The 25,476-nt window shown below is 66.3% G+C and carries 20 protein-coding genes; 10 read left to right on the top strand and 10 right to left on the bottom strand.

Translation table 11 applies throughout. The features are described 5' to 3' along the window. Positions 1-141: 141 nt before the first annotated feature. The 5 genes from ACQY8M_RS19275 to ACQY8M_RS19295 all read right to left on the bottom strand — a co-directional run bounded on the left by ACQY8M_RS19275 (position 142) and on the right by ACQY8M_RS19295 (position 5,745). A complete protein-coding gene (locus tag ACQY8M_RS19275) occupies positions 142-1,119 on the bottom strand; it encodes a FecR family protein (RefSeq protein WP_428675156.1) in 978 nt (325 codons plus the stop codon). Positions 1,120-1,170: 51 nt separating this feature from the next. Further along, complete coding sequence (locus ACQY8M_RS19280) at positions 1,171-1,632, bottom strand: sigma-70 family RNA polymerase sigma factor (protein WP_428675158.1); 462 nt, start codon at positions 1,630-1,632, stop codon at positions 1,171-1,173. A gap of 193 nt (positions 1,633-1,825) precedes the next feature. Beyond that, on the bottom strand, positions 1,826-2,932 hold the full coding sequence (locus ACQY8M_RS19285) for an ABC transporter ATP-binding protein (protein ID WP_428675160.1): 1,107 nt from the start codon (positions 2,930-2,932) through the stop codon (positions 1,826-1,828). Next, the gene (locus ACQY8M_RS19290; protein WP_428675162.1) at positions 2,929-3,954 is read right to left on the bottom strand and encodes an extracellular solute-binding protein; all 1,026 of its coding nucleotides are present in this window, start codon (positions 3,952-3,954) and stop codon (positions 2,929-2,931) included. The genes ACQY8M_RS19285 and ACQY8M_RS19290 overlap by 4 nt, the downstream gene beginning before the upstream one ends. Positions 3,955-3,981: 27 nt before the next feature. Continuing rightward, a complete protein-coding gene (locus tag ACQY8M_RS19295; RefSeq protein WP_428675164.1) occupies positions 3,982-5,745 on the bottom strand; it encodes an ABC transporter permease in 1,764 nt (587 codons plus the stop codon). Between the two features lie 98 nt (positions 5,746-5,843). Here ACQY8M_RS19295 and ACQY8M_RS19300 point away from each other — a divergent pair, with 98 nt between their 5' ends. The 8 genes from ACQY8M_RS19300 to ACQY8M_RS19335 all read left to right on the top strand — a co-directional run bounded on the left by ACQY8M_RS19300 (position 5,844) and on the right by ACQY8M_RS19335 (position 14,956). Beyond that, entirely contained in the window at positions 5,844-6,734 is an 891-nt protein-coding gene (locus ACQY8M_RS19300; protein WP_428675166.1) for a polysaccharide deacetylase family protein, read from the top strand. A gap of 8 nt (positions 6,735-6,742) precedes the next feature. After that, positions 6,743-8,215: a M81 family metallopeptidase gene (locus tag ACQY8M_RS19305; protein WP_428675168.1), complete on the top strand. Its 1,473-nt coding sequence runs from the start codon at positions 6,743-6,745 to the stop codon at positions 8,213-8,215. A 90-nt stretch (positions 8,216-8,305) separates the two neighbouring features. Next, positions 8,306-9,286, top strand: coding sequence for a Bug family tripartite tricarboxylate transporter substrate binding protein (locus ACQY8M_RS19310; RefSeq protein WP_428675170.1), 981 nt, complete (start codon positions 8,306-8,308; stop codon positions 9,284-9,286). Positions 9,287-9,430: 144 nt separating this feature from the next. Beyond that, entirely contained in the window at positions 9,431-11,014 is a 1,584-nt protein-coding gene (locus ACQY8M_RS19315; protein ID WP_428675172.1) for an ABC transporter substrate-binding protein, read from the top strand. 88 nt (positions 11,015-11,102) lie between these two features. Beyond that, entirely contained in the window at positions 11,103-12,044 is a 942-nt protein-coding gene (locus ACQY8M_RS19320; protein WP_428675174.1) for an ABC transporter permease, read from the top strand. Between the two features lie 100 nt (positions 12,045-12,144). Continuing rightward, positions 12,145-13,014, top strand: a complete 870-nt coding sequence (locus ACQY8M_RS19325) for an ABC transporter permease (protein WP_428675176.1) — start codon at positions 12,145-12,147, stop codon at positions 13,012-13,014. Next, the gene (locus ACQY8M_RS19330; RefSeq protein ID WP_428675178.1) at positions 13,011-13,997 is read left to right on the top strand and encodes an ABC transporter ATP-binding protein; all 987 of its coding nucleotides are present in this window, start codon (positions 13,011-13,013) and stop codon (positions 13,995-13,997) included. The genes ACQY8M_RS19325 and ACQY8M_RS19330 overlap by 4 nt, the downstream gene beginning before the upstream one ends. Continuing rightward, positions 13,994-14,956 carry an ABC transporter ATP-binding protein gene (locus ACQY8M_RS19335; protein WP_428675180.1) on the top strand — a complete coding sequence of 321 codons (963 nt, stop codon included), beginning with the start codon at positions 13,994-13,996 and terminating at the stop codon, positions 14,954-14,956. The genes ACQY8M_RS19330 and ACQY8M_RS19335 overlap by 4 nt, the downstream gene beginning before the upstream one ends. 30 nt (positions 14,957-14,986) lie before the next feature. On the opposite strand, the gene ACQY8M_RS19340 is transcribed toward ACQY8M_RS19335, so the two are convergent. The 3 genes from ACQY8M_RS19340 to ACQY8M_RS19350 are packed head-to-tail and all read right to left on the bottom strand — an operon-like array spanning position 14,987 to position 17,937. Continuing rightward, positions 14,987-16,060: an enolase C-terminal domain-like protein gene (locus ACQY8M_RS19340; protein ID WP_428675182.1), complete on the bottom strand. Its 1,074-nt coding sequence runs from the start codon at positions 16,058-16,060 to the stop codon at positions 14,987-14,989. Continuing rightward, positions 16,057-16,944: a TauD/TfdA dioxygenase family protein gene (locus ACQY8M_RS19345; RefSeq protein ID WP_428675184.1), complete on the bottom strand. Its 888-nt coding sequence runs from the start codon at positions 16,942-16,944 to the stop codon at positions 16,057-16,059. The genes ACQY8M_RS19340 and ACQY8M_RS19345 overlap by 4 nt, the downstream gene beginning before the upstream one ends. A gap of 12 nt (positions 16,945-16,956) precedes the next feature. Continuing rightward, entirely contained in the window at positions 16,957-17,937 is a 981-nt protein-coding gene (locus ACQY8M_RS19350) for a Bug family tripartite tricarboxylate transporter substrate binding protein (protein WP_428675186.1), read from the bottom strand. 129 nt (positions 17,938-18,066) lie between these two features. Between ACQY8M_RS19350 and ACQY8M_RS19355 the strand changes: the two genes are divergently transcribed. Further along, positions 18,067-18,993, top strand: coding sequence for a LysR family transcriptional regulator (locus ACQY8M_RS19355; protein WP_428675188.1), 927 nt, complete (start codon positions 18,067-18,069; stop codon positions 18,991-18,993). Positions 18,994-18,995: 2 nt separating this feature from the next. Here the strand turns inward: ACQY8M_RS19355 and ACQY8M_RS19360 are convergent, their stop codons facing one another. Next, a complete protein-coding gene (locus tag ACQY8M_RS19360; RefSeq protein ID WP_428675190.1) occupies positions 18,996-19,586 on the bottom strand; it encodes a glutathione S-transferase family protein in 591 nt (196 codons plus the stop codon). A 429-nt stretch (positions 19,587-20,015) separates the two neighbouring features. On the opposite strand from ACQY8M_RS19360, the gene ACQY8M_RS19365 reads away from it, so the two are divergent. Beyond that, a complete protein-coding gene (locus tag ACQY8M_RS19365; protein ID WP_428675192.1) occupies positions 20,016-24,197 on the top strand; it encodes a beta strand repeat-containing protein in 4,182 nt (1,393 codons plus the stop codon). Between the two features lie 67 nt (positions 24,198-24,264). Here ACQY8M_RS19365 and ACQY8M_RS19370 read toward each other — a convergent pair whose 3' ends face one another. Next, positions 24,265-25,461 carry a pyridoxal-phosphate-dependent aminotransferase family protein gene (locus ACQY8M_RS19370; protein WP_428675194.1) on the bottom strand — a complete coding sequence of 399 codons (1,197 nt, stop codon included), beginning with the start codon at positions 25,459-25,461 and terminating at the stop codon, positions 24,265-24,267. Positions 25,462-25,476 lie beyond the last annotated feature (15 nt).

The following is a 25,476-nucleotide window of genomic DNA, read 5'->3' on the forward strand; positions in this document are numbered from 1 at the left end:
GATCTCCCCAATGAAATACGCAGGGGCAGGATGTGACGTCATCAACGTGCGTCTCAGCATCGAGCCTCAATCAGGCAACGACGGAGACGGCCGCTTTTTCGCCCGTGAAAGCGCGCTTCGCCAAATTTTCTTTGGCCGGGATCAGCTTCCCCACGCGATGAGCAGCCACGGCGACACCTGCCGCACCGCGCCGCCGTGCGCGCCCACGATCGCGTTCAAGGCCGCTTTCGGATCGCCGAGATTGTAGACGCCGGTGACGCGGCGGCCGCGCAATGCATCGTCGGCAACGACGATCGCACCCTGATAGTAGCGCCGCAGTTCATCGATGACGTCGGCCATCGGCCGGTCGCGCGCCACGATCTGGCCACGCCGCCAGGGGGCGACCTCGTCCGTTCTGAGGGCACCGCGCTCGACCGGGCGCGTTGCGCCGATCCGCGCCCAGTTGCCTGGCTCGAGATAGAGCGAGACCGCCCGGTCCTCCACTGTGGTCGCCACCTGCACGACACCCGTTGCCACGGCAACTTCGGCGCCTTCAACGCCCAGCCGCACGTTGAAGGACGTGCCCAGCACCGTGACCTCGACATCGCGGGCAACGACTTTGAACGGACGCTCGGGATCGGGCGCGACCTGGAAGAAGGCCTCGCCTTTCAGCAGGCGGATGCCGCGATTGGCGTCGCGATCGAGGAGGGCGATCGCACTGTCGGCGCCAAGCAGCACGAGGGAGCCGTCGTCGAGGGCGATCGAACGGACCTCCGCGGTCGTCGTGACCTGGTCCGACTGCAGACGAAGGACAAGGCCGGGCGCGAGCAGCAGGAGAATGCCGGCGGCTACCGCAGTCAGCACACCGGCGGCGATACGCTGACCGAAGCCCTGCCGCCCGCCGCGGCGTGCCGTCGTGGCACCCGGCTGGCGCGCCGCAAATTCCCCTGAGGCCGCTGCGGGCATGAGCGCGTGAACGTGAGCCGTATCCCGCCAGGCAGCGTCGTGCGCCGGATCGGCTGCCCGCCAGGCATCGATTCGCGATCGCAGGTCGGCATCGTCGGGATCGTCCTCGAGCGCCACCAGCCATCGGGCGGCCTCCATCGTCGCTCGGTCGGGATTGCTGGCGGGCCTGTTCATCTGTCTCAAGGACGATGGCGTGTGCGCGGATTTCGGTGACACACCGAAACGTTACCTTGAGGACGGCCGCACCCGCCAGCGGCAGTGGGCGACCGCCGTTGCAATCAACTCGTGCGCGATCGTGACGGAGACCCCGAGATGGGCGGCGATCTCGCGCAGCTTGAAGCCTCCAAACCTGTGCATCTCCAGCGCCACGCGGGTGCGGTCCGGCAGCTCGGCCATGGCTTCCCGCAGCAGGCGAAGCTCCTCGCGGCCCTGCGCCTCGCTCTCGGGCGAAGGGGCATCGCTGCTGGCCAGTTCTGCATCGGCGGCGATGCCGGGATCGAAGACCCGGGCCTCGCGCGTCTTGCGGCGCAGACCGTCGATCGCGAGATTGCGTACGATGCGATAGAGATAGCCCAGCGGCTCGTCGGGCTGACGCCGGCCAGCCGCCGCCCGCAGCCGCAACCATGCGTCCTGCACGACATCCTCGGCATGTGCTCGATCGCCGACGATGCCGCTGGCGTAGTTCACCAGTTCGCCACGGTGAGCCAGATAAAGCGTCAATATGGATGGATCGTGCGCCACGCCGTCTACGAAGGCCGCCAGTTGGTAGTGCGAATGATTCGCAATCTACAGAGTCGAGCGCAGTTCTGGCAAGCCCCCACTCGCCGGCGCGGTCTGTCGGCTGGCGACCAGCGTTCCAGAAAGCCGGAAGAGCTTGGTCCTAATCGACCGCCGTGCCGTCGTCCCGATAGGCCCAGCAGGTTTCGGGCGGAAGGGTGATCGCGACCTCGCCGTTCTGCTCGTGGCGGGTCGCGGTGCCGACCTCGAGCACCTCGAGGCGCTGGCCGCCCATTTCGACGTCGTAGACCGTCTGCATGCCCTGGTAGCGCCGGTCGACGACGCGGCCGGAGAAGACGTTGGCCGCACCGCGCTCGCCCAGCCGCACGTTCTCGGCGCGCAACGCCACGCGCGCCTTGTCGCCGGCGTTGAGCGGCTGCGGCGTCCAGGCCTCGATCCGGCCGGCGGCGCCGAGATCGATGGTGGCGCGCTCGCCGCTGCGGGCCAGCACCGTGCCGAGCAGCGCGTTGGAGGCGCCGGTGAAGTTGGCGACGAAGGAATCGGCCGGCCGGTTGTAGATCTCGCCCGGCGGCGCCATCTGCAGCAGCTTGCCGTTGCGCATCACGCCGATCCGGTCGCCCAGAACCACGGCTTCGGCCTGGTCGTGCGTCACGTAGAGGCCGGTCATGCCGGTCATCTTGAGGATGCGGCGCAGCTCGTCGCGCAGGCGGATGCGGAGCTTGGCGTCGAGGTTGGACAGCGGCTCGTCGAGCAGCAGCAGTTGCGGCCGATAGACCAGGCTGCGGGCGAGCGCGACGCGTTGCATCTGGCCGCCCGACAGCGAGGTCACCGGCCGCTCGGCATAGTCACCGAGGCCGACGAGCTGCAGCGTCTCGTCGACCTTGGCCTTGATGTTGCCGCCGCCGCTGGCGTTGCGGCGATGCTTGAGCGGATAGGCCACGTTCTGGCGCACTGTCATGTGCGGCCACACCGCGTAGGACTGGAACACCATGCCGATGTCGCGTTCGCGCGGGGAAACCAGCACGCCGCGCTCGGGTTCGGAGACCACGCGGCCGCCGATCGAGATGCGCCCGCCGGTCGGATGCTCGAGGCCGGCGACGCAGCGCAATGTCGTGGTCTTGCCGCAGCCCGACGGGCCCAGCAGCACCACGATCTCGCCCGCCGGCACCTCGAAGCTCACGCCGTCGACGGCCGCATGGCCGGTTCCGAACCTCTTGACCAGCGTCTCGATCAGCAGCGCTGCGGTCACTGGCGGTATCCGTAGGTCTTGTTCCACTCGTCGAGCCAGGGCTCGCGCAGCTTCTCGAATTCGTCGCCCTTCGGCACCCAGACCTTGATCAGCTTCGGATCCCAGCCCTTCGGGAAGGCCGGCGGCTCCTTCATCGAGGTGATGTTGCCGAGGTTCTTGATGGCGAAGGCCTGGCCTTCCTTGCTGAGGCGCCAGTTCATGAACAGCCTGGACGCGTTCGGGCTCTTGGAGGTCTTGGTGATGCCGTCGGCATAGGGGATGATCGGCACGCCCTCGGGCGCGAAGATCGCCTCGGCTGGCGCGCCTTCGACGATCTTGGTGTAGATGATGTTGTAGAGCAGCGGCGCGATCGAAACCTCGCCGCGCACCAGCGCGTCGGAGAGTGGCGCGCCGGACGGATAGAGTGCGATCCCGAGCGCCGCCTGCTTCTTCCAGTAGTCCGGGTCCACCACCTGACGCTCGAACATGACGCGCGTCCACGTCGTGCCGCCGGACGGGCCGACGACCTGCCCAATCTGCTTGTCCTTGTATTCGGCCTTGGTGAGGTCCGCCCAGGTCTTTGGCGCGTTCTTCACCAGCTGGGTGTTGTAGGCGATCGACCAGCCGAGCGTGACGCCCGGCCAGAACTTCGGCGAGACCAGGGCATCGGGCCGATAGTCCGAGGCGTTGGGCGGCGTGTAGTCCTGGAACAGGTCTTCGATCGCGAGCATCAGGCCGCGGTCGGAATGGTTGACCACGTCGGCCGCGAGCTTGCCTGCCGCGGCCTCGGTCTTGATGCGGGTGATGATCTGGCCGCCCGGGGCGCGGACCATCGCGACCTTGATCTTGGGGAAGCGCTTGTTGAAGGCCTTGATGACCTCCTGCTCGACCTCGGCGAAGTTCGCCGTGTAATAGGTCAGCGAACCTTCCTTCTCGGCGGCGGCAACGAGGTCCTTCGAGCCGAACTCGTCCTGCGCGGCGGCCGGAAGCGTCCAGCTCGCGGCGGCGCCGGCAAGGCCGGCCAACATCGTTCTGCGCTTCATGATTTCCTCCTGACGTTTGTTGCTTGTTCAGCCGACTCGCGCGCTGCCCTGGGCGGCGCCGCGCGAGAGCCAGTTGGTCATGCCCAGCAGCACCGCGAGTATCAGCGTCTGCACCAGGCTGAAGGCGGCAGTCTTGCCGACGTTGCCGCCTTCATAGTAGTCGAGCAGCAGCACGGCCATCACGGTCGTGTCGCTGGTGTAGAGGAAAAGCGACGACCCCAGCTCGCGCACCGCCAGCACGAAAAGCAGGGTCATCGAGGCGACGAGTCCCGGCCGCGCGAGCGGCAGCATGATGGTGGCGATGGTGCCGAGCACGCCGCGGCCGCAGATCCAGGCGGCTTCCTCGAGCTCGCGGTGGATCTGCATGAAGGAGGTCGACAGCGCCTTCACCGTGTCGGGGATGAAGCGCGCGACGAAGGCGAGGGCGAGGATCCAGATCGTGCCGTAGAGCCCGCCGGGCAGGCCGATCCAGGCCCACAGATAGGCGACGCCGACGACCAGGCCGGGAATGGCGACGGGGATCGTGGACAACAGGTCGATGCTGCGCCGCCCGGCGACCTGGGTGCGGTAGACCGTGTAGCCGATCGCGAAAGCAAGGACACCGCCGATCAGCGCAGTGATCACGCCGACCTTCAGCGTGTTCCAGATCGACAGCATGGTCAGCGGATTGTCGAACACCGAATTGAAATGGCTCAGCCCGTAGGCCTTCATGTCGAACAGCGCGTCGAAGTCCTTGATGAACAGGAACTTGCGGAAGGCCGCGATGATCAGCGCCAGGGTCGGCAGCACGACCACGACGAAGAGGTAGACCACGGCGAGGCCGAAGGTGAACCAGCGCCACGGCCCGAGATTGAGGGCGCGGGGGCGGAACGCCTTGCCCGCCACGGTGGCGTAGCTCTTGCCGCTTAGCACGCGCTGCTGCGCCCAGACCAGGATCGCGGTCACCATCATCAGCAGGATCGCGACCGCGGCGGCGGTGTTGTAGAGCGGCGGCGCCCAGGCGGTGAGCTTGAAGATGTAGGTGGTGAGGACGTTGATGTTGGCCGGCGCGCCGAGCGCCGCCGGCACGCCGTAGATGCCCAGCATCACCACGAAGGACAGCAGGCTGCCGGCCAGGATCGCCGGGGCGATCAGCGGGAAGGTGACGGTGAAGATCGTGGCGAAGGCCGAGGCGCCCGAGACCTCGGAGGCCTCCTCGAGGCTGGGGTCCATGTTCTGCAGCGCCGAGGCCGTGAACATGTAGACGTAGGGCGCGTAATAGATGCCGAACACGACGATCAGGCCGGACAGCGAATAGAAATCGATGCGGAAGTCGATGCCGACCCACTTGAACACGGTGTTGAGCAGGCCGGTCTTGGGCGAGCCGAGGATGCTCCAGGCGACGCCCGCGACCAGCGGCGGCACGAACAGCGGGATCATGCTGGCGCCGGCGATGAAGCGCTTGAACGGCGTGTTGGTGCGCACCACGATCCAGGAGAAGGCGAGTCCGATCACGACCGCGAGCACCGTGCCGCCGCCGCAGGCCGCGAGGGCGTTGAAGAAGGCGTAATGGACGTTCTCGTTGCCCAGCACCTTGATGAAGTGCTCGAGCGAGGGGTTGAAATTGCCGAAGCCGTCGACCACCGGATTGGAATCGCTGAGCGCGCCGAACAGCAGCATCAGCAGCGGATAGATCACGAGGAAGGTCAGCACGATCAGCAGGAAGCCGACCCACAGCGGGGCGCCCCACCGCCGCGGCGCGGCAGCCGTCTCGATCGCTTCCGGTAAGGCGGCACTACTCGTCGCCGTCAACGCACTTCCTCCCAACGCGTCCGCGGCTTTTCGCCTGCGGCTTCTTCATTGCGGCTGCGACCGTAGCCCATCGCGTTCGACAAGGCTACGCTTCGGCCATGAAGCTGCGGCACCATGACCGATACGACTACGCGCCGCTCAACGAGCGCCCCAACTACAGCTGGCCTGCGGGAAAACGGCTCGCCGTCTATTTCGCGCTGAACCTCGAGCACTTCTCCTTCGGGGAAGGGCTGGGCGCCGAGCTGGCGCCCGGCGGGCCGCAGCCCGACGTGCTGAACTACGCGTGGCGCGACTACGGCAACCGCGCCGGTGCATGGTACCTGCAGGACGCGTTCGACGCGTTGGAATTGCCGATGGCGGCGCTGGTCAACAGCCACATGTACGACTACGCGCCGTCACTCGTTGCAGCGCACCGCAAGCGCGGCGACGAGATCGTCGGCCATGGCCGCACCAACGCCGAGCGGCAGGGCACGCTCAGCGAGGCGGAGGAGCGTGTCCTGATCGGCGAGGCGACGGGTCGCCTGACGGAGGCGGAAGGCCGCGCGCCGGAGGGTTGGCTCTGCCCGTGGATCTCGCATAGCCATCTGACGCCCGATCTGCTCGCGGAGGCAGGCTACAAATACCTTCTCGACTGGTGCATGGACGACCAGCCGGTCTGGTTCAGATGCCGCGGCGGCCGTCGCATCCTCGCCGTGCCCTATCCGCAGGAGCTGAACGACATCCCCGCGATCGTCGCGCGCAAGGAGAACGGCTCGGACTTCGCCGACATGATCGTCGACCAGTTCGACGAGATGATCGAGCTGTCGGAGAAACGTCCGCTGGTGATGGGCGTGGCCTTGCACGCCTACATCGTCGGCCAGCCGCATCGCCTGCGTCACCTCAAGCGCGCCCTGCGCCACATCGCCCAGCACCGCGACGACATCTGGATAACCACGCCTGGTGCCATTGCCCGGCATTGCGGCGACCTGCCGGCCGGCACGATTCCCTGAGGAGACTCATGCGCCTATTCACCGCCACGCTTGCCACCGAGACCAACACCTTCTCGCCACTGCCCACCAGCCTCGAGAACTATCGCGAGTCGGTGTTCTACCGGCCGGGCGAGCATCCGACCGACGCGCCACGCATGTGCACCGCGCCGCTGATGGTCGGACGGGCGCGGGCCAAGGCGGAGGGCTTCGAGCTGATCGAGGGCAGCTGCTTTGCCGCCAGCCCGGCCGGGACGACCAACCGCGCCGACTACGAGTTCATGCGCGACGAGATCCTGGGGCAGCTCAGGGCGGCGCTGCCGGTCGACGGGCTGCTGCTCGGGCTGCACGGGGCGATGGTGGCGCATGGGTACGATGACGTCGAAGGGGACATCATCGAGAGGGCAAGGGAGATCGTCGGACCGAAGTGCGTGATCGGCGTCGAGCTCGACCCGCACTGCCATCTCACGCTGAAGCGCCTGTCGAAGTCAGACATCATCGTGCTCTACAAGGAGTTCCCGCACACCGACGTGGTCGAGCGTGCCGAGGACGTGCTCGATCTCGTGCTGGCGACCCTGCGCGGCAGGATCAGGCCGGTGATGTCGGTCTACGACTGCCGCCAGATCCAGAGCTATCCGACCACGCTCCAGCCAATGCGCAGCCTGGTCGACCGCCTCATGGCGCTGGAGGGCAAGGACGGCATCCTGTCGGTCTCGATCGCGCACTGCTTCCCCTATGGCGACGTGGCCGAGATCGGCACCCGCGTGCTGGTGATCGCCGACGGCGACAAGAAGAAGGCCGATGCGCTGGCGACGTCGCTCGGCGAGGAGCTGGTGTCGCTGCGCGGCAAGACGACGCCGACCTACCTCGACGTCAAGGGCGGGGTCGGCGAGGGCGTGGCCTTCAACGACCTGCCGGTGGTGATCGCCGATCCGGCCGACAATGCCGGCGGCGGCGCGCCGTCGGACAATACCGACATTCTGAAGCACCTGATCGAGCGCAACGTCGAGGATGCTTGTATCGGCCCGATCTGGGACCCGATCGCGGTGCGCCTGTGCTTCGACGCCGGGCTCGGCGCAAAGTTCGACCTGCGTTTCGGCGGCAAGATTGCCGTGACCTCGGGCACGTCGGTCGATGCCCTGGTCGAGGTGATCGGGCTGAAGCGCGATGCCTGGCAGAGCTTCGGACCGACCCAGGTGCCGGTCGGCAACTGCGCCGCGGTGCGGGTCGGCGGCGTCGACGTGGTGCTGATCGACAACCGCACCCAGGCCCTTGGGCTCGAACTGTTCACCAACCTCGGGATCGATCCGACGCAGAAGAAGATCGTGGTGGTGAAGTCGACCAACCATTTCATGGCGGCCTTCGGGCCGATCGCCAAGAAGGTGATCTATGTCGATTCCAGCGGACCTCTCAAACGCGACCCGGCCAAGATCGCCTACACCAAGGTCGAGCGCCCGATCTGGCCGCTCGACGCCGATGCCCAGCCGCGAGGTTTGATTTTCTAGGGTCAGAACTCGATATCCCCTCCTTGCCTCTGACACTGAGGTTGTTCCGGGGTAGCATCCCCTTGGCTCACGATACTCACGGGGGACCTCGTGAAACTTCCTGACCGACGACACTTCCTGCAGCTTGCCGCAGGCCTTGCCGCCCTGCCGACTGTGCCCCGGACTGTGCGCGCGCAAGCCTATCCGGCGCGACCGGTGCGCATGATCGTCCCCGTTGCCGCCGGCGGTCTGAACGACGTCACCGCACGTTTGATTGGCCAATGGCTGTCGGAGCACCTCGGCCAACAGTTTTTCATTGAGAACCGTCCTGGCGCCGCGACCAATCTCGGTACCGAGGCGGCAGTGCGGGCACCCGCGGACGGTTACACGCTCCTCATTGCCGGCAGCAATGCCGCGAACAATGCGACCCTGTTCGAAACGCTCGGGTTCAATTTTATCCGGGACACCGCGCCGGTCGGAAGCATCATCCGCGTGCCCCAGCTCATGCAGGTCAATCCATCGCTTCCGGCTCACAGCGTTCCCGGGTTCATTGCTTATGCCAAGGCCAATCCCGGCAAGATCGCGATGGGCTCGGGCGGCAACGGTTCACCGGCGCATGTCATCGGCGAATACTTCAAGCTGGCGACCGGAACCGATTTGACTCATGTCCCCTATCGCGGAGCGGCCCCTGCGGTGGCCGATCTGCTTGGTGGGCAGATTCAGGTGACATTCACCGAGATGGCAACATCGCTGGGATACGTCAGAGCCGGCCGGCTGCGCGCGTTGGCGGTGACGACCGCCACGCGGTCCGAGGCGTTGCCGGATATCCCGACCCTCGGCGAGTTCATTCCGGGTTTTGAAGCCAGTCAGTGGGTCGGGCTGGTTGCGCCAAAGGGCACCTCGTCGGCGGTCATCGGGAAACTCAATGCCGAGATCAATGCTGCTCTCGGTGATCCCGCAATGAGGGCGCGGTTCGCCGACATTTGTGGGACCGCGCTCCCAGGGTCGCCAGCCGATTTCGGCAAGCTCATCGGCGACGAAACAGAGAAGTGGGGTAAAGTGATCCGGGAAGCCAGGATCAAGCCGGACTGACCTCGCCCGTGTCGTCCAGGACGTCCTGCACCAATCAGCCTCGGCAGCGCCTCCGCGCGGCAGCACCACGAGTCGGCAGGAAATCGCTATGCCGATTGCAGCGCCTCGCATAGGCTCTGCACGGTTGTTGCTTGTGGGGAAAGCATGAAGTTTCGAGTTCTTGCCGGCCTTGTCGCGCTCGCCCTGCCGTTCTCGGCGCCCTCGAGCGCCTGGGCGCAGGATAAGGTGCTGCGCGCGGTGATGCACGCCGACGTGCGCGTGATCGACCCGGTCTGGACGACCCAGACCATCGCCAACATCCATGGCGCGCTGGTCTACGACACGCTGTTCGGCAACGACGGAGACCAGAAGCCGCAGCCGCAGATGGTCGGCAAATACGAGATCAGCCCCGACCGGCTGAACTACACCTTCACCCTGCGCGACGGGCTGAAGTTTCATGACGGCTCGCCGGTGACCACGAAGGACGTGATTGCCTCGCTCAAGCGCTGGGGCGCCAAGGACGGCGTCGGCCAGCGCCTGATGGGCTATGTCACCGAGATGAAGGCGGTCGACGACAAGACCTTCACCATGACGCTCAAGGCGCCCTACGGCATGGTGCTCGAATCGCTCGGCAAGAGCGGCAGCTCGATCGCCGCGATCATGCGCGAGAAGGAAGCGCTCACCGATCCGCAGACCCAGGTGAAGGAATCGATCGGCTCCGGACCGTACATCTTTGCCAAGGATCAATGGGTGCCGGGCAGCAAGGCGGTCTATCTCAAGAACAAGGACTACCAGCCGCGCAGCGAGCCGCCGTCGTCCTTCGCAGGCGCCAAGATCCCGGGCGTCGATCGCATCGAGCTGGTCTGGATCTCGGATGCCCAGACATCGATGTCGGCCCTCGTAAACGGCGAGATCGACTTCCTCGAGAATCCCAGCACCGACTTCCTGCCGATCCTGGAGAAATCCAAGGGCGTGAAGCTCCTCAAGACCGGCAAGCTTGACAGCACGCAGGGCATGATCCGCCTCAATCACCTGCATCCGCCGTTCGACAACATCAAAGCGCGGCAGGCGATGTACTACCTGATCAACCAGGAAGACTACCTGCGTGCCATCATCGGCGACCCCAAATACTACAGGGTCTGCCATGGTATGCTGACGTGCGGCGGCCCATACGCCAACGACGGCGGCTCGCAGTTGATGAAGGAGTACAATCCCAAGAAGGCGCTGCAGCTCCTCAAGGAGGCCGGCTACAAGGGTGAGCCGATCACGGTGCTCGCCGCGACCGACCACAACACCATCACGCCAGCCACTCAGGTGCTGATCCAGGCAATGCGCGAGGCCGGCATCAATGTCGACGTTCAGTCGATGGACTGGGGCAGCGTGGTCACCCGACGCGCGAACAAGAACCCGCCGGCCCAGGGTGGCTGGAACATCTTCGTCACGACTACCGGTGGCGTCGGCTCGGCCAACCCGGTGCTGCATACCTGGATCGGTGCGGCCTGCGACAAGGGACTGTTCGGCTGGCCGTGCGATCCCGAGATCGAGAAGATGCGCAACGACTTCGGCATGGCGGCGAGCGAGGACGAGCGCAAGAAGATCGCCAAGGACCTGCAGACCCGCGCGATGGAGCAGGTGGTCTACCTGCCGTTCGGCCAGTGGGACACGCCGCTTGCCTACCGCGCCGACAAGATCGACGGCGTGGTTCCGAATACCGGTCTGGCGGTGCTGTGGGGCATTACGAAGAAATGATCCTGCTGGGAGCGCGGCACTCCAGTGCCGCTCATGAGGCGCCTGAGACACTGAGAAGAGCGCCACTGGAGTGGCGCGCTCCCAGCACATGACCGCCTACATCGTGCGTCGCGTCTTCGCGGTCGTGCCGGTCATGGCCGTGGTCGCGCTGTTCGTGTTCTTCCTGTTGCGCTTCGCGCCGGGCGATCCCGCCGCGATCATTGCCGGCGACGACGCGACCAGCGAGGCGATTGCCGCGGTGCGCGCCAAGCTCGGGCTCGACCGGCCGATGGTCGAGCAGTTCGTGGTCTGGGTCTGGGGCCTGGCGCAGGGCGACCTCGGCGTGTCGATCTTCTCCAACCTTGCCGTCACGCGGCTGATCGCCCAGCGGCTGGAGCCGACGCTCGCGCTCACGCTCTCGACGCTGTTCGTCGCCGTGGGGCTCGCCGTTCCGATCGGCGTCGTCGCCGCCTGGAAGGCGCGCAAGCTGGTCGACCGGCTGGTGATGGGCTTCGCCGTACTGGGCTTCGCCATGCCGGGCTTCGTGCTGGCCTATGTGCTGATCTATTTCTTTGCCGTGCAATGGCAGCTCCTGCCGGTGCAGGGCTACGTGCCGATTTCCGAGGGCCTGTGGCCGTTCGCGCAGAGCCTGATCCTGCCCTCGGTGGCGCTCGGCATCACCTACATGGCGCTGATCGCGCGCATCACCCGCGCCTCGATGCTCGAGGTGCTGCAGCAGGACTATATCCGCACCGCCAACGCCAAGGGACTGGCGACCGACCGCGTGCTGCTGCTGCATGCGCTGAAGAACGCCGCCGTGCCGATCGTCACCGTGATCGGCATCGGCATCGCGCTGCTGATCTCGGGCGTGGTCATCACCGAAACGGTGTTCAACATCCCCGGCCTCGGCCGCCTCACCGTGGATGCCGTGCTGAAACGCGACTATCCGATCGTGCAGGGCCTGATCCTGGTATTCGCCGCGGCGAAGGTGCTGGTCAATTTGATGATCGACATCTCCTACGCCTTCCTCGATCCTCGGATCCGGTACTGATGAGCGATCTATTCATGGCTGGGAGCGCGGCTCTCCAGAGCCGCTCATGGGATGTGGCATTCCGAAGAAGAGCGGCTCTAGAGAGCCGCGCTCCCAGCGCATGACCGCAATAGCCGCAGACCTCCCGCTGCCGCCGCGCCGGTTCTCGCTGGCGACGGCGATCCGGCGCAACCCGACCATCGCCTTCGGTGCGGTCCTGCTGTTCCTGCTGATCGCCGTCGCGGTCATCGGCCCGTCCTTCGTCGGCGATCCGTTCAAGATCGCGCCGGTCAACCGCCTGCGCCCGCCGTCGGAACGCTGGTGGTTCGGCACCGACCAGTTCGGCCGCGACGTGTTCACCCGCACGATCTACGGCGCGCGCGTGTCGCTGATCGTCGGCCTCACGGTCGCCGCCATCTCGAGCATGCTGGGCCTCGCGCTCGGCCTCGCCTGCGGCTACTTCCGGCGCATCGACGGCATCGTCATGCGCATCATGGACGGGGTGATGGCGATCCCCTCGATCCTGCTGGCGATCGCCTTGATCACGCTCACGCGGCCCGGCCTCGGTATCGTGATCGTTGCCATCGTCATCCCCGAGGTGCCGCGCATCGTGCGGGTTGTGCGCGCCGTCGTGCTGTCGATCCGCGCCCAGCCCTACATCGAAAGCGCCATCGCCGGCGGCACGAAGAATGCCAAGATTCTGTGGCGCCATGTCGTGCCCAACACCCTGGCGCCGCTGATCGTGCAGGCAACATACGTCTGCGCGTCCGCCATGCTGATCGAGGCGAGCCTCAGCTTCCTCGGTGCCGGCGTGCCGCTGGAGGTGCCGAGCTGGGGCAACATCATCGCCCAGGGCCGCAGCTTCTTCCAGATCGCGCCGTGGACGATCCTGATCCCCGGCGGCTTCCTGGCGCTCACCGTGCTGGCGGTGAACCTGCTGGGCGACGGCCTGCGCGACCGGCTCGATCCGCGGCTTGCGAGACGGCTGTGAGTTCTATCCTCGAGGTCCGCGACCTGCGCACGCAGTTCAACACGCTCGACGGCGTGGTGCGCGCGGTCGACGGCGTATCGTTCGACCTGGCGCGCGGCGAGACGCTCGGCATCGTAGGCGAATCGGGCTGCGGCAAGTCGGTGACGGCGCTCTCGATCCTGCGCCTGATCCCGCCCGAGACGGGCCGCATCGCGTCCGGCTCGATCCGCTTCGAGGGCGAGGAGCTGACGACGCTGTCGGAAGAGGCGATGAAGCGCCTGCGCGGCCACCGCATCTCGATGATCTTCCAGGAGCCGATGACCAGCCTCAATCCGGTGCTCACGGTCGGCACCCAGATCGCCGAGAACGTCGTGCGCCACCGGGGAGGATCGAAGCGCGCGGCGCGCGAACGGGCGTGCGAGATGCTCGACCTGGTGCGCATCGCCGATCCGCGCCGCCGGCTCGACGAGTATCCGCACCAGCTCTCGGGCGGCATGCGCCAGAGGGTGATGATCGGCATGGCGCTGTCGTGCGATCCGCAGGTGCTGATCGCCGATGAGCCGACCACCGCGCTCGACGTCACCATCCAGGCGCAGATCCTCGACCTGATGCTCGATCTCAAGGAGAAGACCGGCACCGCCATCGTGCTGATCACGCACGATCTCGGCGTCATTGCCGAAACCGCGCAGCGGGTCGTGGTGATGTATGCCGGCCGCAAGGTCGAGGAGGCGCCGGTCGAGACGCTGTTCGACCGGCCGCTGCATCCCTACACGCGCGGCCTGATGCGGGCGATCCCGCGGCTCGACATCGATGCGGAGGAGGGCGGCAGGCGGCCGCGCCTGCAGGAGATTCCCGGCCTCGTGCCGCGGCTCACGCAGCCCATCGTCGGCTGCGCCTTCGCCGCGCGCTGCGAGCTCGCGACCGACCGCTGCCGCACCACTGCGCCGCCGATCGTCGATGCCGGCGGTGGTCACACCGTCGCCTGCTGGGAGACCGGCCTGTGAGCGTGCTCGAGGTCGACAAGCTGGTGAAGCACTTCCCGATCCATGGCGGCCTGCTGCAGCGCCGCGTGGGTGAGGTGCGGGCGGTCGACGGCGTCAGTTTCGCCATCGCCAAGGGCGAGACGCTGGGCCTCGTGGGCGAGTCCGGCTGTGGCAAGTCGACCGTCGGCAAGACCATCCTGAAGCTGATCGAGCCCACGTCGGGCCGCATCGTGCTGGGCGGCGAGGACATCACGGCCCTGAAGCCGGGCGCGATGTGGCCGCACCGCAAGCGCATCCAGACGATCTTCCAGGACCCGTATTCGTCGATGAATCCGAGGCTTTCGTCCGGCACCATCGTCGGCGAGCCGCTGGAGAATTTCGGCATCGCGCGTGGCAGGGAGCGCGACGAGCGGGTCGCCGCGCTGTTCCAGCGGGTCGGGTTGCGGCCCGACGCGATGCGCAAGTTCGCGCACGAGTTCTCGGGCGGGCAGCGTCAGCGGCTCGGCATCGCCAAGGCTTTGTCGGTCAGCCCCGACGTGATCGTGGCCGACGAGCCGGTCTCCGCGCTCGACGTCTCGGTCCAGGCGCAGGTGCTGAACCTGCTGATCGACCTGCAGGAGGAGCGGGGCCTGGCCTATCTCTTCATCAGCCACGACCTCGCGGTGATGCGGCACATCAGCCATCGCATCGCTGTGATGTATCTCGGCCGCATCGTCGAGCTCGCGACCAAGCGCGAGCTGTTCGCCAGGCCGCTGCATCCCTACACCGAGGCATTGCTCTCGGCCGCGACCGCCCCCGATCCGCGCCGCGCCAAACGCAAGCGGGCGATCGTGCAGGGCGACGTGCCGAGCCCGGCCAAGCCGCCGCCCGGCTGCCATTTCCATACGCGGTGCCCGTACGCGGTGGCGGAGTGCAAGGTGGCGTCACCGACCTTGCGCGAAGTGGCGCCTGGCCACTTTGTGGCCTGCCACTTGCGATAGACGTCTTCCGCGCCCCCAGCGGAAGACACGTCAGCTCACGAGATAGCGCTTAACGATCTCCTCGTTCCATTCGATGCCGAGGCCCGGGCCGTCGAGCGCGGTCATGCGGCCGTTGTGCGGGCGGACAGTCGTCGCGAGAACCGCATCGGCCATGCCGACATGCTCGAGCCAGTGCGCCGAGCCGGCGGCCGGCAGGAGATGGGCGCAGATCTCGGGGAAGGAGTGCGCCGAGATCGGCACAGCGCGCGCCTCCGCGAGGGCGGCGACCTTGAGCCAGGCTGAGATGCCGCCGATCTTCACCACATCGGGCATGGCGTAGTCCGACGCGCCGGCATCGAGGCTCGCCTGCGCCTCGACGACGCTGCCCCAGTTCTCGCCGAACTGGATCGGCGTGCGGGCGGCATCGGCGATCTTGGCGTGGCCCGCGAAGTCGGCGGCGGCCGACGGCTCCTCGACCCAGACCAGCCCTTCCTTATCGACGATCGCCATGCGTTCCATCGCGGCCGGCACCGACAGGACCTGGTTGTAATCACCCATGATCGAGACCTTGTCGCCGACCGCGCGGCGCACCGCCTCGATCAGCGCAAGGTCGCCCTGGATCGTCGGATGGCCGAGCTTCAGCTTCACGCCCCCATAGCCTTCGGCCGCCGCCTCGGCACCAAGATCGGCGGCCTTGGCCGGATCCATCGCCACCAGCGTCTTGTAGACCGGGAAGCTGCGCGGGGCGGCGCCGAACAGGGCGGCCAGCGGTTGGTCCGATAGCCGCGCGAAGGCGTCCCAGGCCGTGATCTCGATCAGCGCGATCGCGGTGTTGACCAGGCCCTGGTTGCCGATCAGTCGCATGCGGGCGCGCAACTTGCGTTCGATATCGACCGGATGGAGCGCATCGCCCCTGATCATCTCGCCGAGGTCCTCGAGCAGGGAGGTCAGCGGCTTCAGCACCATCGGCAGGAAGCAGCCGACATAGGCGCTGCCCATCGGGCCGCCCCGGGTCCGCAGGTCGAGCAGCACGACCGGCCAGGTGGCGAAGCTGCCCGAGCCGGTCTCCAGCGGCCGCGCGATCTCGAGATGGACGGCGCGGACCCTCAGGCTGTCGATCTTCATGACGTGGCCGCGACCATGGCCGCGGAGCTGAGCGTCGTGCGATGCATCAGCCGGCGCTGCGGCAGCTCGAAGTCGCCGGTGGCGCAGTGCAGGGCGGAGTAGTTGTCCCACATCACCACGTCGCCGACCTGCCAGCGGTGGCGATAGACCACCTCGGGCCGCACGATATGGGCAAGCAGCTCCTTCAGCAGATCGTCGGCCTCGTCGTCGGGCATGCCGATGATCTGCGAGATCACGCCTTCGACGACGTAGAGGCACTTGCGGCCGGTGCGCGGGTGGGTGCGCACCATGCGGTGCGTCATCAGCCGGTCCTTGATGTCCTTGCGCGCCTCGGCGATCTCCCTGGTGTGGACATCCTTCGGCTTCGAATGGCCGACATAGTCGGCATACTTGGCCGAGCTGAAGACGCAGCTCAAATTCTCGATCCGCTTCTTCATCGCCTCGTCGAGCGTGTCGTAGGCGTGCGCTGTGCTGGCGAAGCAGGTGTCGCCGAGCGGCTCGTCGCCGCGATGCGGCACCTCGAGCGAATGCAGGACCGAGCCGCGCGGCGGCCGCTCGGTCACCCACATGTCGCTGTGCCAGTAGCGGCCGGCCTCGTTCATGCCGACCGGGACGCCGTTCTCGATGATGTTCGACAGGATGAACACCTCGGGGAACTGCTTGTGGTTGAAGCGGTCGAGCACGAAGCGGTCGAGCGGCCCGAAGCGGCGGCTGAAGGCGACCTGGTGCTCGGGATCGAGTTTCTGGCCGCGGATCACCACGACGCCGTATTTGTCGTAGGCCGCCTCGACCTCCGTGAAGGTCGCGTCGTCGAGATTGGCGAGGTCGACGCCGCGGATTTCATGGCCGAGCGGCGCGCTGCTGAACTTGATGTCGAGAGGCATGACGGGCTCCTGTCAGTTCTTGACGTCTTCGTTGAGCGTGATGCGGCGGGCCTTGATCAGCTCACGCATGCGCTCGGACTGCATGTTGGAGAAGGCCCACAGCTCGGCTGGCGAGGTCGGCACCAGCTCGACACCCTGCTTGACGTGCCGCTCGATCACGCCGGGATCGCGCAGGACCTTGGCGAAGGCGGCGTTCAGCGTGGCGACGACCGGCTGGGGAATGCCCTTCGGCCCGACGATGCAGAACCACAGCTCGATGGTGAAGCCGGGATAGCCCGCCTCCGCCATGGTCGGCAACTCGGGATAGGCGGCAAGGCGGTGCTGGCCGTTGACCGCCAGGGCCCGAAGCTGGCCGCTGTTCACGTGGGTCATGGTCGCGATGCCGTCGAACATCAGGTCGACCCTGCCGCCGGCCATGTCGTTGATCGCCGCCGCCGAGCCGCGATAGGGGATGTGCGTCATCTCGATGCCGGCGAGATTCGACAGCAGCTCGGCGCTGAGATGCGCGGTCGAGGCCATGCCGGCGCTGGCATAGGTCAGCTTGCCCGGATTGGCCTTGGCATAGGCGACGAGCTCCGCGACGGTCTTGACCGGCAGCCTGGGATTGATGAACAACCCCAGCGCGGTCTTCGACACCAGCGTCACCGGCTCGATGTCGCGGGCGACGTCGTAGCTCAGCTTGGTGTCGAGGTTGGGCAGGATGGCGAGCACGTTGGCGCCGGCCATGATCAGCGTGTAGCCGTCGGGCTTGGAATTGATCACGGACACCAGGCCGACCACGCCGGCCGCGCCGGTGCGGTTCTCGACCACCACCGGAACCTTGAGCTCCTCGCTGAGCTTGTTTGCGATGATGCGGGTCATGACGTCGCTCGGCCCGCCCGCGGTCACCGGCACCACGATGGTGATCGGCTTGGACGGAAAGGTATCGCCGCGCGCGCCCATCGGCAGGGCCGCGGCGACCGTCGCGGCGCCGAGAAAGGTCCGTCTCTGCATCGTTCCTCCGGAATAATTGCCGGCACCATACGGGCGGGCCGGTTGCGATAAAGCGCGCCGCCCGTCAAACGCCTGTGCAATTCATGCAATAATGACGGCTCGATAGGGACGAAAACCGAAAGGCGGGAGATGCCCGACCCCACTGCCCTGACGCCGAGGATCAGCCTCGAGCTGCTCGAGCTCTTCGAGCATGTGGCGCGCGCCGGCACGATCTCCGCCGCAGCGCGGGCGCTCAACCTGTCCCCGTCGCTCGCCACACGCAAGCTCGCGGCGCTGGAAGCCGCTATGAAGGCGCGGCTGTTCGAGCGCACCACGCGCCGCGTGCGGCTGACCGAGGCCGGCACAACGGCGCTGCTGTGGGCACGGCACGTGCTGGAGGGCTACGAGCAGCTTTCCGACGATCTTGGCACCTTGCAGGGCCAGCCTTCCGGCACGATCCGGCTGGCGCTCAACGAATATGTCGCGAGCGTCCTGCTGCCGCCGTTCCTTGAGGCCTTCTCGCGCCGCTATCCCGAGATCCGCTACGACATCACCAACACCGACGCGATCGTCGATCTGGGCGAGGGCGGCTACGACATTGCGGTCCATTCCGGCCATATTCCGGACTCGAACGTGGTCGGCATCCGGCTGCGTGGCGTGCAGCGCATCCTGTGCGCGGCACCATCCTATCTCGCGCGGCGCGGTCGGCCGACGCGGCTCGACGAACTGGCCGACCACGCTTGCCTGGTCCATACGCCGACCGAACCTGGCAACTGGTTCTTCAAGCGCGGCAAACGTGTCGTGGGCCAGCCGGTCAACGCTGCGATCGTCGCTGACAGCTACTTGCCGCTGCTCGAATTCGCGCGGCGCGGGCTTGGCATCATCCGGGTCAGCCGTGCCGCCATCCATTCCGACCTCGAGTCCGGCGCGCTCGTGCCTGTGCTGCCGGAGTTCCAGTGCGTCTATCCGACAGGCGAACTGCCCGGCATCTGGATTCTCTATCCCAACCGGCGACTGCTCCGCCGCACCCGCCTGTTCGTCGACGAGCTCGCTGCCTACGTGCGCATTGTGCGGTGAGGCTAGTGCTGCGGCGTCTCTGCGGGTGCGGTGGCCGCGAGCGATGGCCGGCCGGCGACGGAATCGTACCAGGCTGCCAGCTTGGGCGCCGCGTCACGCCAATCGGGACCGTAGCGCCAGTCGTCATAGCCGCAGGCGACGGCGGTCGTGATCTGCGCCAGGTCGAACGTGCTGCCGAAAGCCGGCAGGTGCTGCGCCTCCAGCGCCGCATAGCAGCGGAACTGGCGGTCGCGCATCTTGGCGATGAAGTCGTCGGACCGGTCCTCGCCGGTGCGCAGCAGCTCGGCGCGGCGCGCGACCTGGGCCTCGATGACGCCGTTGGCGAGGGCCATCGTCGCCAGCGCTTTCCATCGCGCGGCGCCCTCGCGGGCCAGCAGGCGATAGCCGCCCAGCTCGCCGTTCAGGTAATCGCAGATCGCGTGGGAGTCGGTCAGCGTGACGCCGTCCGTGACGAGGGCAGGGATCCGCGCGAGCGGTGTGGCTGCCGTGAAGTCGGGCGCGAGGCTGGTGACAGTCTGCGTGCCCCAGCTATGCGGCCATTTCGTCTGCACGAACTCGAAGCGATCGGCGATCCCCAGCTCGAGGATCGTCACCCTGACTCTCCGAACCCAGGGAGAGGCAGGCGTCACGTAAAGGCGCACGGCGTTTCCTACTCGGTGTTTCCTGTGCGCCACTCTCGCAAGGTGTCCGCTTCCGGCACAATCCGATTCTGAGCCAGGCCAAAGCTTTCTTCACTGCGCTCGTCCGATCGCGATTGGAGAGCCGCAGCGGGTAAATGTGATCGACAGAATAGTTGTGCACACCCCGGAGCTTGCCACACCGGCGGTTAGAAACTCACGAAACGCAAATTGTATTTCACGACATCTGAAAAACACTTAAGCATATTACACCGTTGCGGGCAATTCGATCGATTGGAGGGTGTCGGGAAACTTCGGAAATGCGCGGCGCTGATCGCAGTCGCGAGAAAATACAACTATAAGTGGCAAATATCTTGACGTAGTCGGAATCGGGAGGTGACAACCATGGCACGCAAAAATGGGAATACATACAATCGCGGTGACCTGGAGGACGACAAGGTCGACCTCGGCTCCGCCGTCGACTTTCCGGGCGCTCCTGCCAACGCATCGCTCGCCCTCCTGAACCAACCTGGTGCAAGCGGCAGCCTTCAGGGACAAGGCGACCCGCCCGCGGCGGCGTCCTTTGCCAGCATTTCGACGCTCGCCGATTATCTGGTCGAGGGCTACTGGGATTATCGCGGCGCGGGACCGCGCCATTGGGCCGACCCGACCAACATCAGCGTCAACATCCAGGACCTGACAACCGCCGAGCGGACCATCGCGCAGCAGGCGCTCGGCCTCTGGTCCTCCGTTGCCGACATCGCCTTCACTTTCACCACTGGCTCGGCGGACATCGCGTTCAACAACAATGGCAGCGGCGACGCGGTTACCTCCTCCGACGTCTCCGGCACCAGCCTGACGCACGCCTCCATCACCATCAGCTCGGACTGGAGCGGGGGCGCGGCCAGCGGCACCTTCAGCTACTTCTTCCAGACCTACGTGCACGAGATCGGCCATGCCCTCGGCCTTGGCCACCAGGGCCCCTACAATTTCAGCGCGACATACGGCGTCGACAACATCTACACCAACGATACCTGGCGATGGTCGACCATGTCGTACTTCAACCAGGACGAAGCGGCCTCTGCCGGCTTCGGCGACACCTTCGACTACGTGCTCACGCCGCAGATGGCGGACATATACGCCGTGCAGTCGATCTACGGCGCGCAGACGACGCGCACCGGCAACACCACCTACGGCTTCAACAGCACCGCGGGAAGCTTCTACGATTTCGCGAGCTATTCCGGTGCGCCGGGGTTCACATACTACGATACGGGCGGCATCGATACGCTGGACGCCTCGGGATTTTCCAATGATCAGACCATCAACCTGTCGCCCGGCAGCTGGTCCTCGATCGGCGGTGAGGTCAACAACATCGGCATCTACCTGACGACCACCATCGAAAACGCCAGGGGCGGCTCCGGCGACGACGTCATCACCGGCAATACCGTCGCCAACAGCCTTTACGGCGGCGGCGGCAACGATACGCTGAAAGGCGTCGGCGGCGACGACTTCCTGTCGGGCGGTAGCGGAAACGATATTCTCGACGGCGGTGCCGGCAACGACACGCTGGATGGCGCGAGCGGCAACGACACGCTGAACGGCGGCGATGGCAACGACACGCTGAATGGCGGGAGCGGCAACGATGCGCTGAACGGCGGCGATGGCAACGACACGTTGAACGGCAGCACGGGTGCCGACGACATGGATGGCGGCTTCGGCGATGACATCTACGTCGTCGACAATGTCGGCGACGTCGCCGCCGAGGTGGCGGGCGGCACCGACACGGTGCAGGCCTCGATCACGCACACGCTGTCGGTGAACCTCGAGAACCTGACCCTGACCGGAGCTGCCGCGATCAACGGCACCGGCAATGCCAAGGACAACCTCATCGTCGGCAACGACGCCAACAACGTCCTGTCGGGCCTCGCGGGCGACGACACGTTGAAGGGCGCCGGCGGTGCCGACACGCTGCTCGGCGGCGACGGCAACGACTCGCTGGTTGGCGGCACGGGCGCCGACAACATGGATGGGGGCTTCGGCAACGACACCTACTATGTCGACCATGCCGGCGACGTGGCCGCCGAAGTGGCCGCCGGCACCGACCTGGTCCAGGCCTCGGTCACGCACACGCTCTCGGTGAACCTCGAGAACCTGACCCTGACCGGATCGGCCGCGATCAACGGCACCGGCAATTCCAAGGCCAACGTGATCACCGGCAACAGCGGCAACAACGTCCTGTCGGGCCTTGTCGGGGTCGACACGCTGATCGGCGGCGACGGCAACGACAGGCTGGACGGCGGCACGAACGCCGACAACATGGATGGCGGTTTCGGCAACGACACCTATATCGTCGACAATGCCGGCGACGTGGCGGCCGAGGTGGCGGGCGGCACCGACACGGTGCAGGCCTCGGTCACGCACACGCTGTCGGTGAACCTCGAGAACCTGACCTTGACCGGATCGGCCGCGATCGACGGCACCGGTAACTCCAAGGCCAACGTGATCACCGGCAACAGCGGCGACAACGTCCTGTCGGGCCTTGTCGGGGTCGACACGCTGATCGGCGGCGATGGCAATGACACGCTGGATGGCGGCACGAACACCGACAACATGAACGGCGGCTTCGGCGACGACATCTATATCGTCGACAATGCCGGCGATGTGGCGGCCGAGGTGGCGGGCGGCACCGATACAGTGCAGGCCTCGGTCACTCACACGCTGTCCGTGAACCTGGAGAACCTGATCCTGACCGGCGCCGCCGCGATCAACGGCACCGGCAATGCCAAGGACAACGTCATCACCGGCAACGCCGCTAACAACGTCCTGTCCGGCCTCACGGGCGACGACACGTTGAAGGGTGCCGGCGGTGCCGACACGCTGAGCGGCGGCGACGGCAACGACACGCTGAATGGCGGCACGGGCGCCGACACCATGGACGGCGGCCTCGGCGACGATCTCTATGTCGTCGACAATGCCGGCGACGTGGCCGGCGAAGTGGCCGCCGGCGTCGACACGGTGCAGGCCTCGGTCACGCACACGCTGTCGGTGAACCTCGAGAACCTGACCCTGACCGGAACCGGTGCGATCAACGGCACCGGCAATGCCAAGGCCAACGTGATCACCGGCAACAGCGGCAACAACGTCCTGTCGGGCCTTGCCGGAAACGACACGCTGAGGGGCGGCGACGGAGCCGACACGCTGAGCGGCGGCGATGACAACGACACGCTGGATGGCGGCACGGGCGCCGACAACATGAATGGCGGCTTCGGCGACGATCTTTACATCGTCGACAGCGCCGGCGACGTGGCTGCCGAAGTGGCCGGCGGCATCGACACCGTCCAGTCTTCGGTCACGCACACCCTCTCGGCAAACCTCGAGAACCTGACACTGACCGGGGCAGCCGCGATCGACGGCACAGGAAACGCGCTGGCCAACACCCTGACCGGCAATTCGGGCAACAACGCCCTGGACGGCGCGACCGGCGCGGATGTGATGGCAGGCGGCGCGGGCGACGACACCTACTATGTCGACAATGCCGGCGACTCCGTGATCGAGGCGAATGGCGAGGGGATCGATCAGGTCTTCAGCTCGATCACCTACAGCCTGGCCGGTCAGTATCTCGAGAACCTGACCTTGACCGGCGGCGCGAACATCGACGCCACCGGCAACTCGCTGGCCAACACGTTGACCGGCAATTCGGGCAACAATGTCCTGAACGGCGGGACCGGCGCGGATACGATGGCCGGCGGCGCGGGCGACGACACCTACTATGTCAACGCTGCCGGTGACTCCGTAATCGAGGCAAGCGGCGCGGGGACAGATCAGGTCTTCAGCTCGGTCAGCTACAGCCTGGCCGGTCAGCATATCGAGAACCTGACCTTGACCGGCGGCGGGGACACCAACGCCACCGGCAACTCGCTGGCCAACACGTTGACCGGCAATTCGGGCAACAATGTCCTGGACGGCGGGACCGGCGCGGACACGATGGAGGGCGGTGCCGGCGACGACACCTACTATGTCAACGGTGCCAGCGACTCCGCGGTCGAGGCGAGCGGCGCGGGGACCGATCAGGTCTTCAGCTCCGCCAGCTACAGCCTGGCCGGTCAGTATCTCGAGAACCTGACCTTGACCGGCAGCGGGAACAACAGTGCTACCGGAAACTCGCTGGCCAACACGCTGACCGGCAACTCGGGCAACAATGCCCTGGACGGCGGGAGCGGCAACGATGTGCTGAACGGCGGGACTGGGGTGGATTTGATGACGGGCGGCGGCGGCCAGGACACGTTCGTGTTCGACTCCGCGCTGGCCGGCAACACCGATCTGGTCGCGGACTTCAGCGCGGCAAACGACACGATACAGCTCGATCAGAGCATCTTCGCCGCCATCACCACGCTCGGCACGCTGTCCGCCACGGCGTTCTTCACGGGTGCGGCAGCAAGCGATGCGGACGATCGCATCGTCTACAACTCGGCCACCGGTAATCTTTTCTACGACAGCGATGGCACGGGGGGGAACGCCGCCGTGCAATTTGCCCAGCTCGCCGGCACACCCACCGTCAGCAACACCAACTTCACCGTGGTGGCCTGATCGCCGACGATAGCTCTCGACCCTGCGCAGGCGAATGGAAAGGCGCCGCCTGCGCCGAGGAGGAAGGTCAGGACCGGCGCGCGCCCGGCGCGGTGTCGCGGAGGTAGGTGAGGGCGGCCTGCACGCCGCCCGCCTTGTGCGGGACGCCGGCGAGGCCGAGGGCCATCTCGACGCCGCTCAGCGCGCCCATCAGCATCAGGTCGTTGAAGTCGCCGAGATGGCCGATGCGGAACACCTTGCCGGCGACCTTGGTCAGGCCCTGGCCGAGCGACATGTTGAAGTTCTCCAGCGCCACCTTGCGGAAGGCGTCGGCGTCGTGGCCCTCGGGCATGAGGATCGCCGTCAGCGAGCCCGAATAGGCCTTGGGATCACTGCACAGGATCTCGAGGCCCCAGGCGGTCACCGCGGTGCGGGTCGCCTCGGCATGGCGGGCGTGGCGCGCGAACACCGAATCGAGGCCTTCCTCCAGCAGCATGTCACAGGCCTCGCCCAGGCCGTAGATCAGGTTGGTCGCGGGCGTATAGGGGAACCAGCCATTGGCGTTGGTCGCCAACATCTCCTCCCAGCCCCAGAACGCCTTGGTCATCTTCGAGGTTTTGGATGCCGCGAGCGCCTTTTCGCTCACCGCGTTGAACGACAGGCCGGGTGGCAGCATCAGCCCCTTCTGCGAACCCGCCACAGTGACGTCGACGCCCCAGGCATCGTGGCGATAGTCGATCGAGCCCAGAGACGAGATCGTGTCGACCAGCAGCAGGGCGGGGTGCCTGGCGGCGTCTATCGCACGCCGCACGGCGCCGATATCGCTCACCACGCCGGTCGAGGTCTCGTTGTGGACGATGCAGACCGCCTTGATGGCGTGGCCGGTGTCTGCGGTCAGGCGTTTTTCGATGGCTGCCGGATCGGCCGGCAGGCGCCAGTCGCCGCCCATGAATTCCGATTTGATTCCAAGCTTGTCGGCCATCTTCTTCCAAAGAGAGGCGAAGTGGCCGGTCTCCCACATCAGCACCAGGTCTCCGGGCGAGAGAGTGTTCACCAGGGCCGCTTCCCAGGCTCCTGTTCCGGATGCGGGATAGACGATAACCGGTTGTTTTGTCTGGAAGACCTGCCTCACGCTGCGCAGGACCTTCTTGGCCAATGCATTGAACTCCGGACCGCGGTGATCAATGGTCGGATAATCCATCGCGCGAAGAATCCGGTCCGGGACGTTGGTGGGCCCGGGAATTTGCAGGAAATGCCGACCGCTCGGATGGGAGTTCAGGCGCATGGAATGCAATCCTTC

Source organism: Reyranella sp. (assembly GCF_965279465.1).
Taxonomy (GTDB): domain Bacteria; phylum Pseudomonadota; class Alphaproteobacteria; order Reyranellales; family Reyranellaceae; genus Reyranella.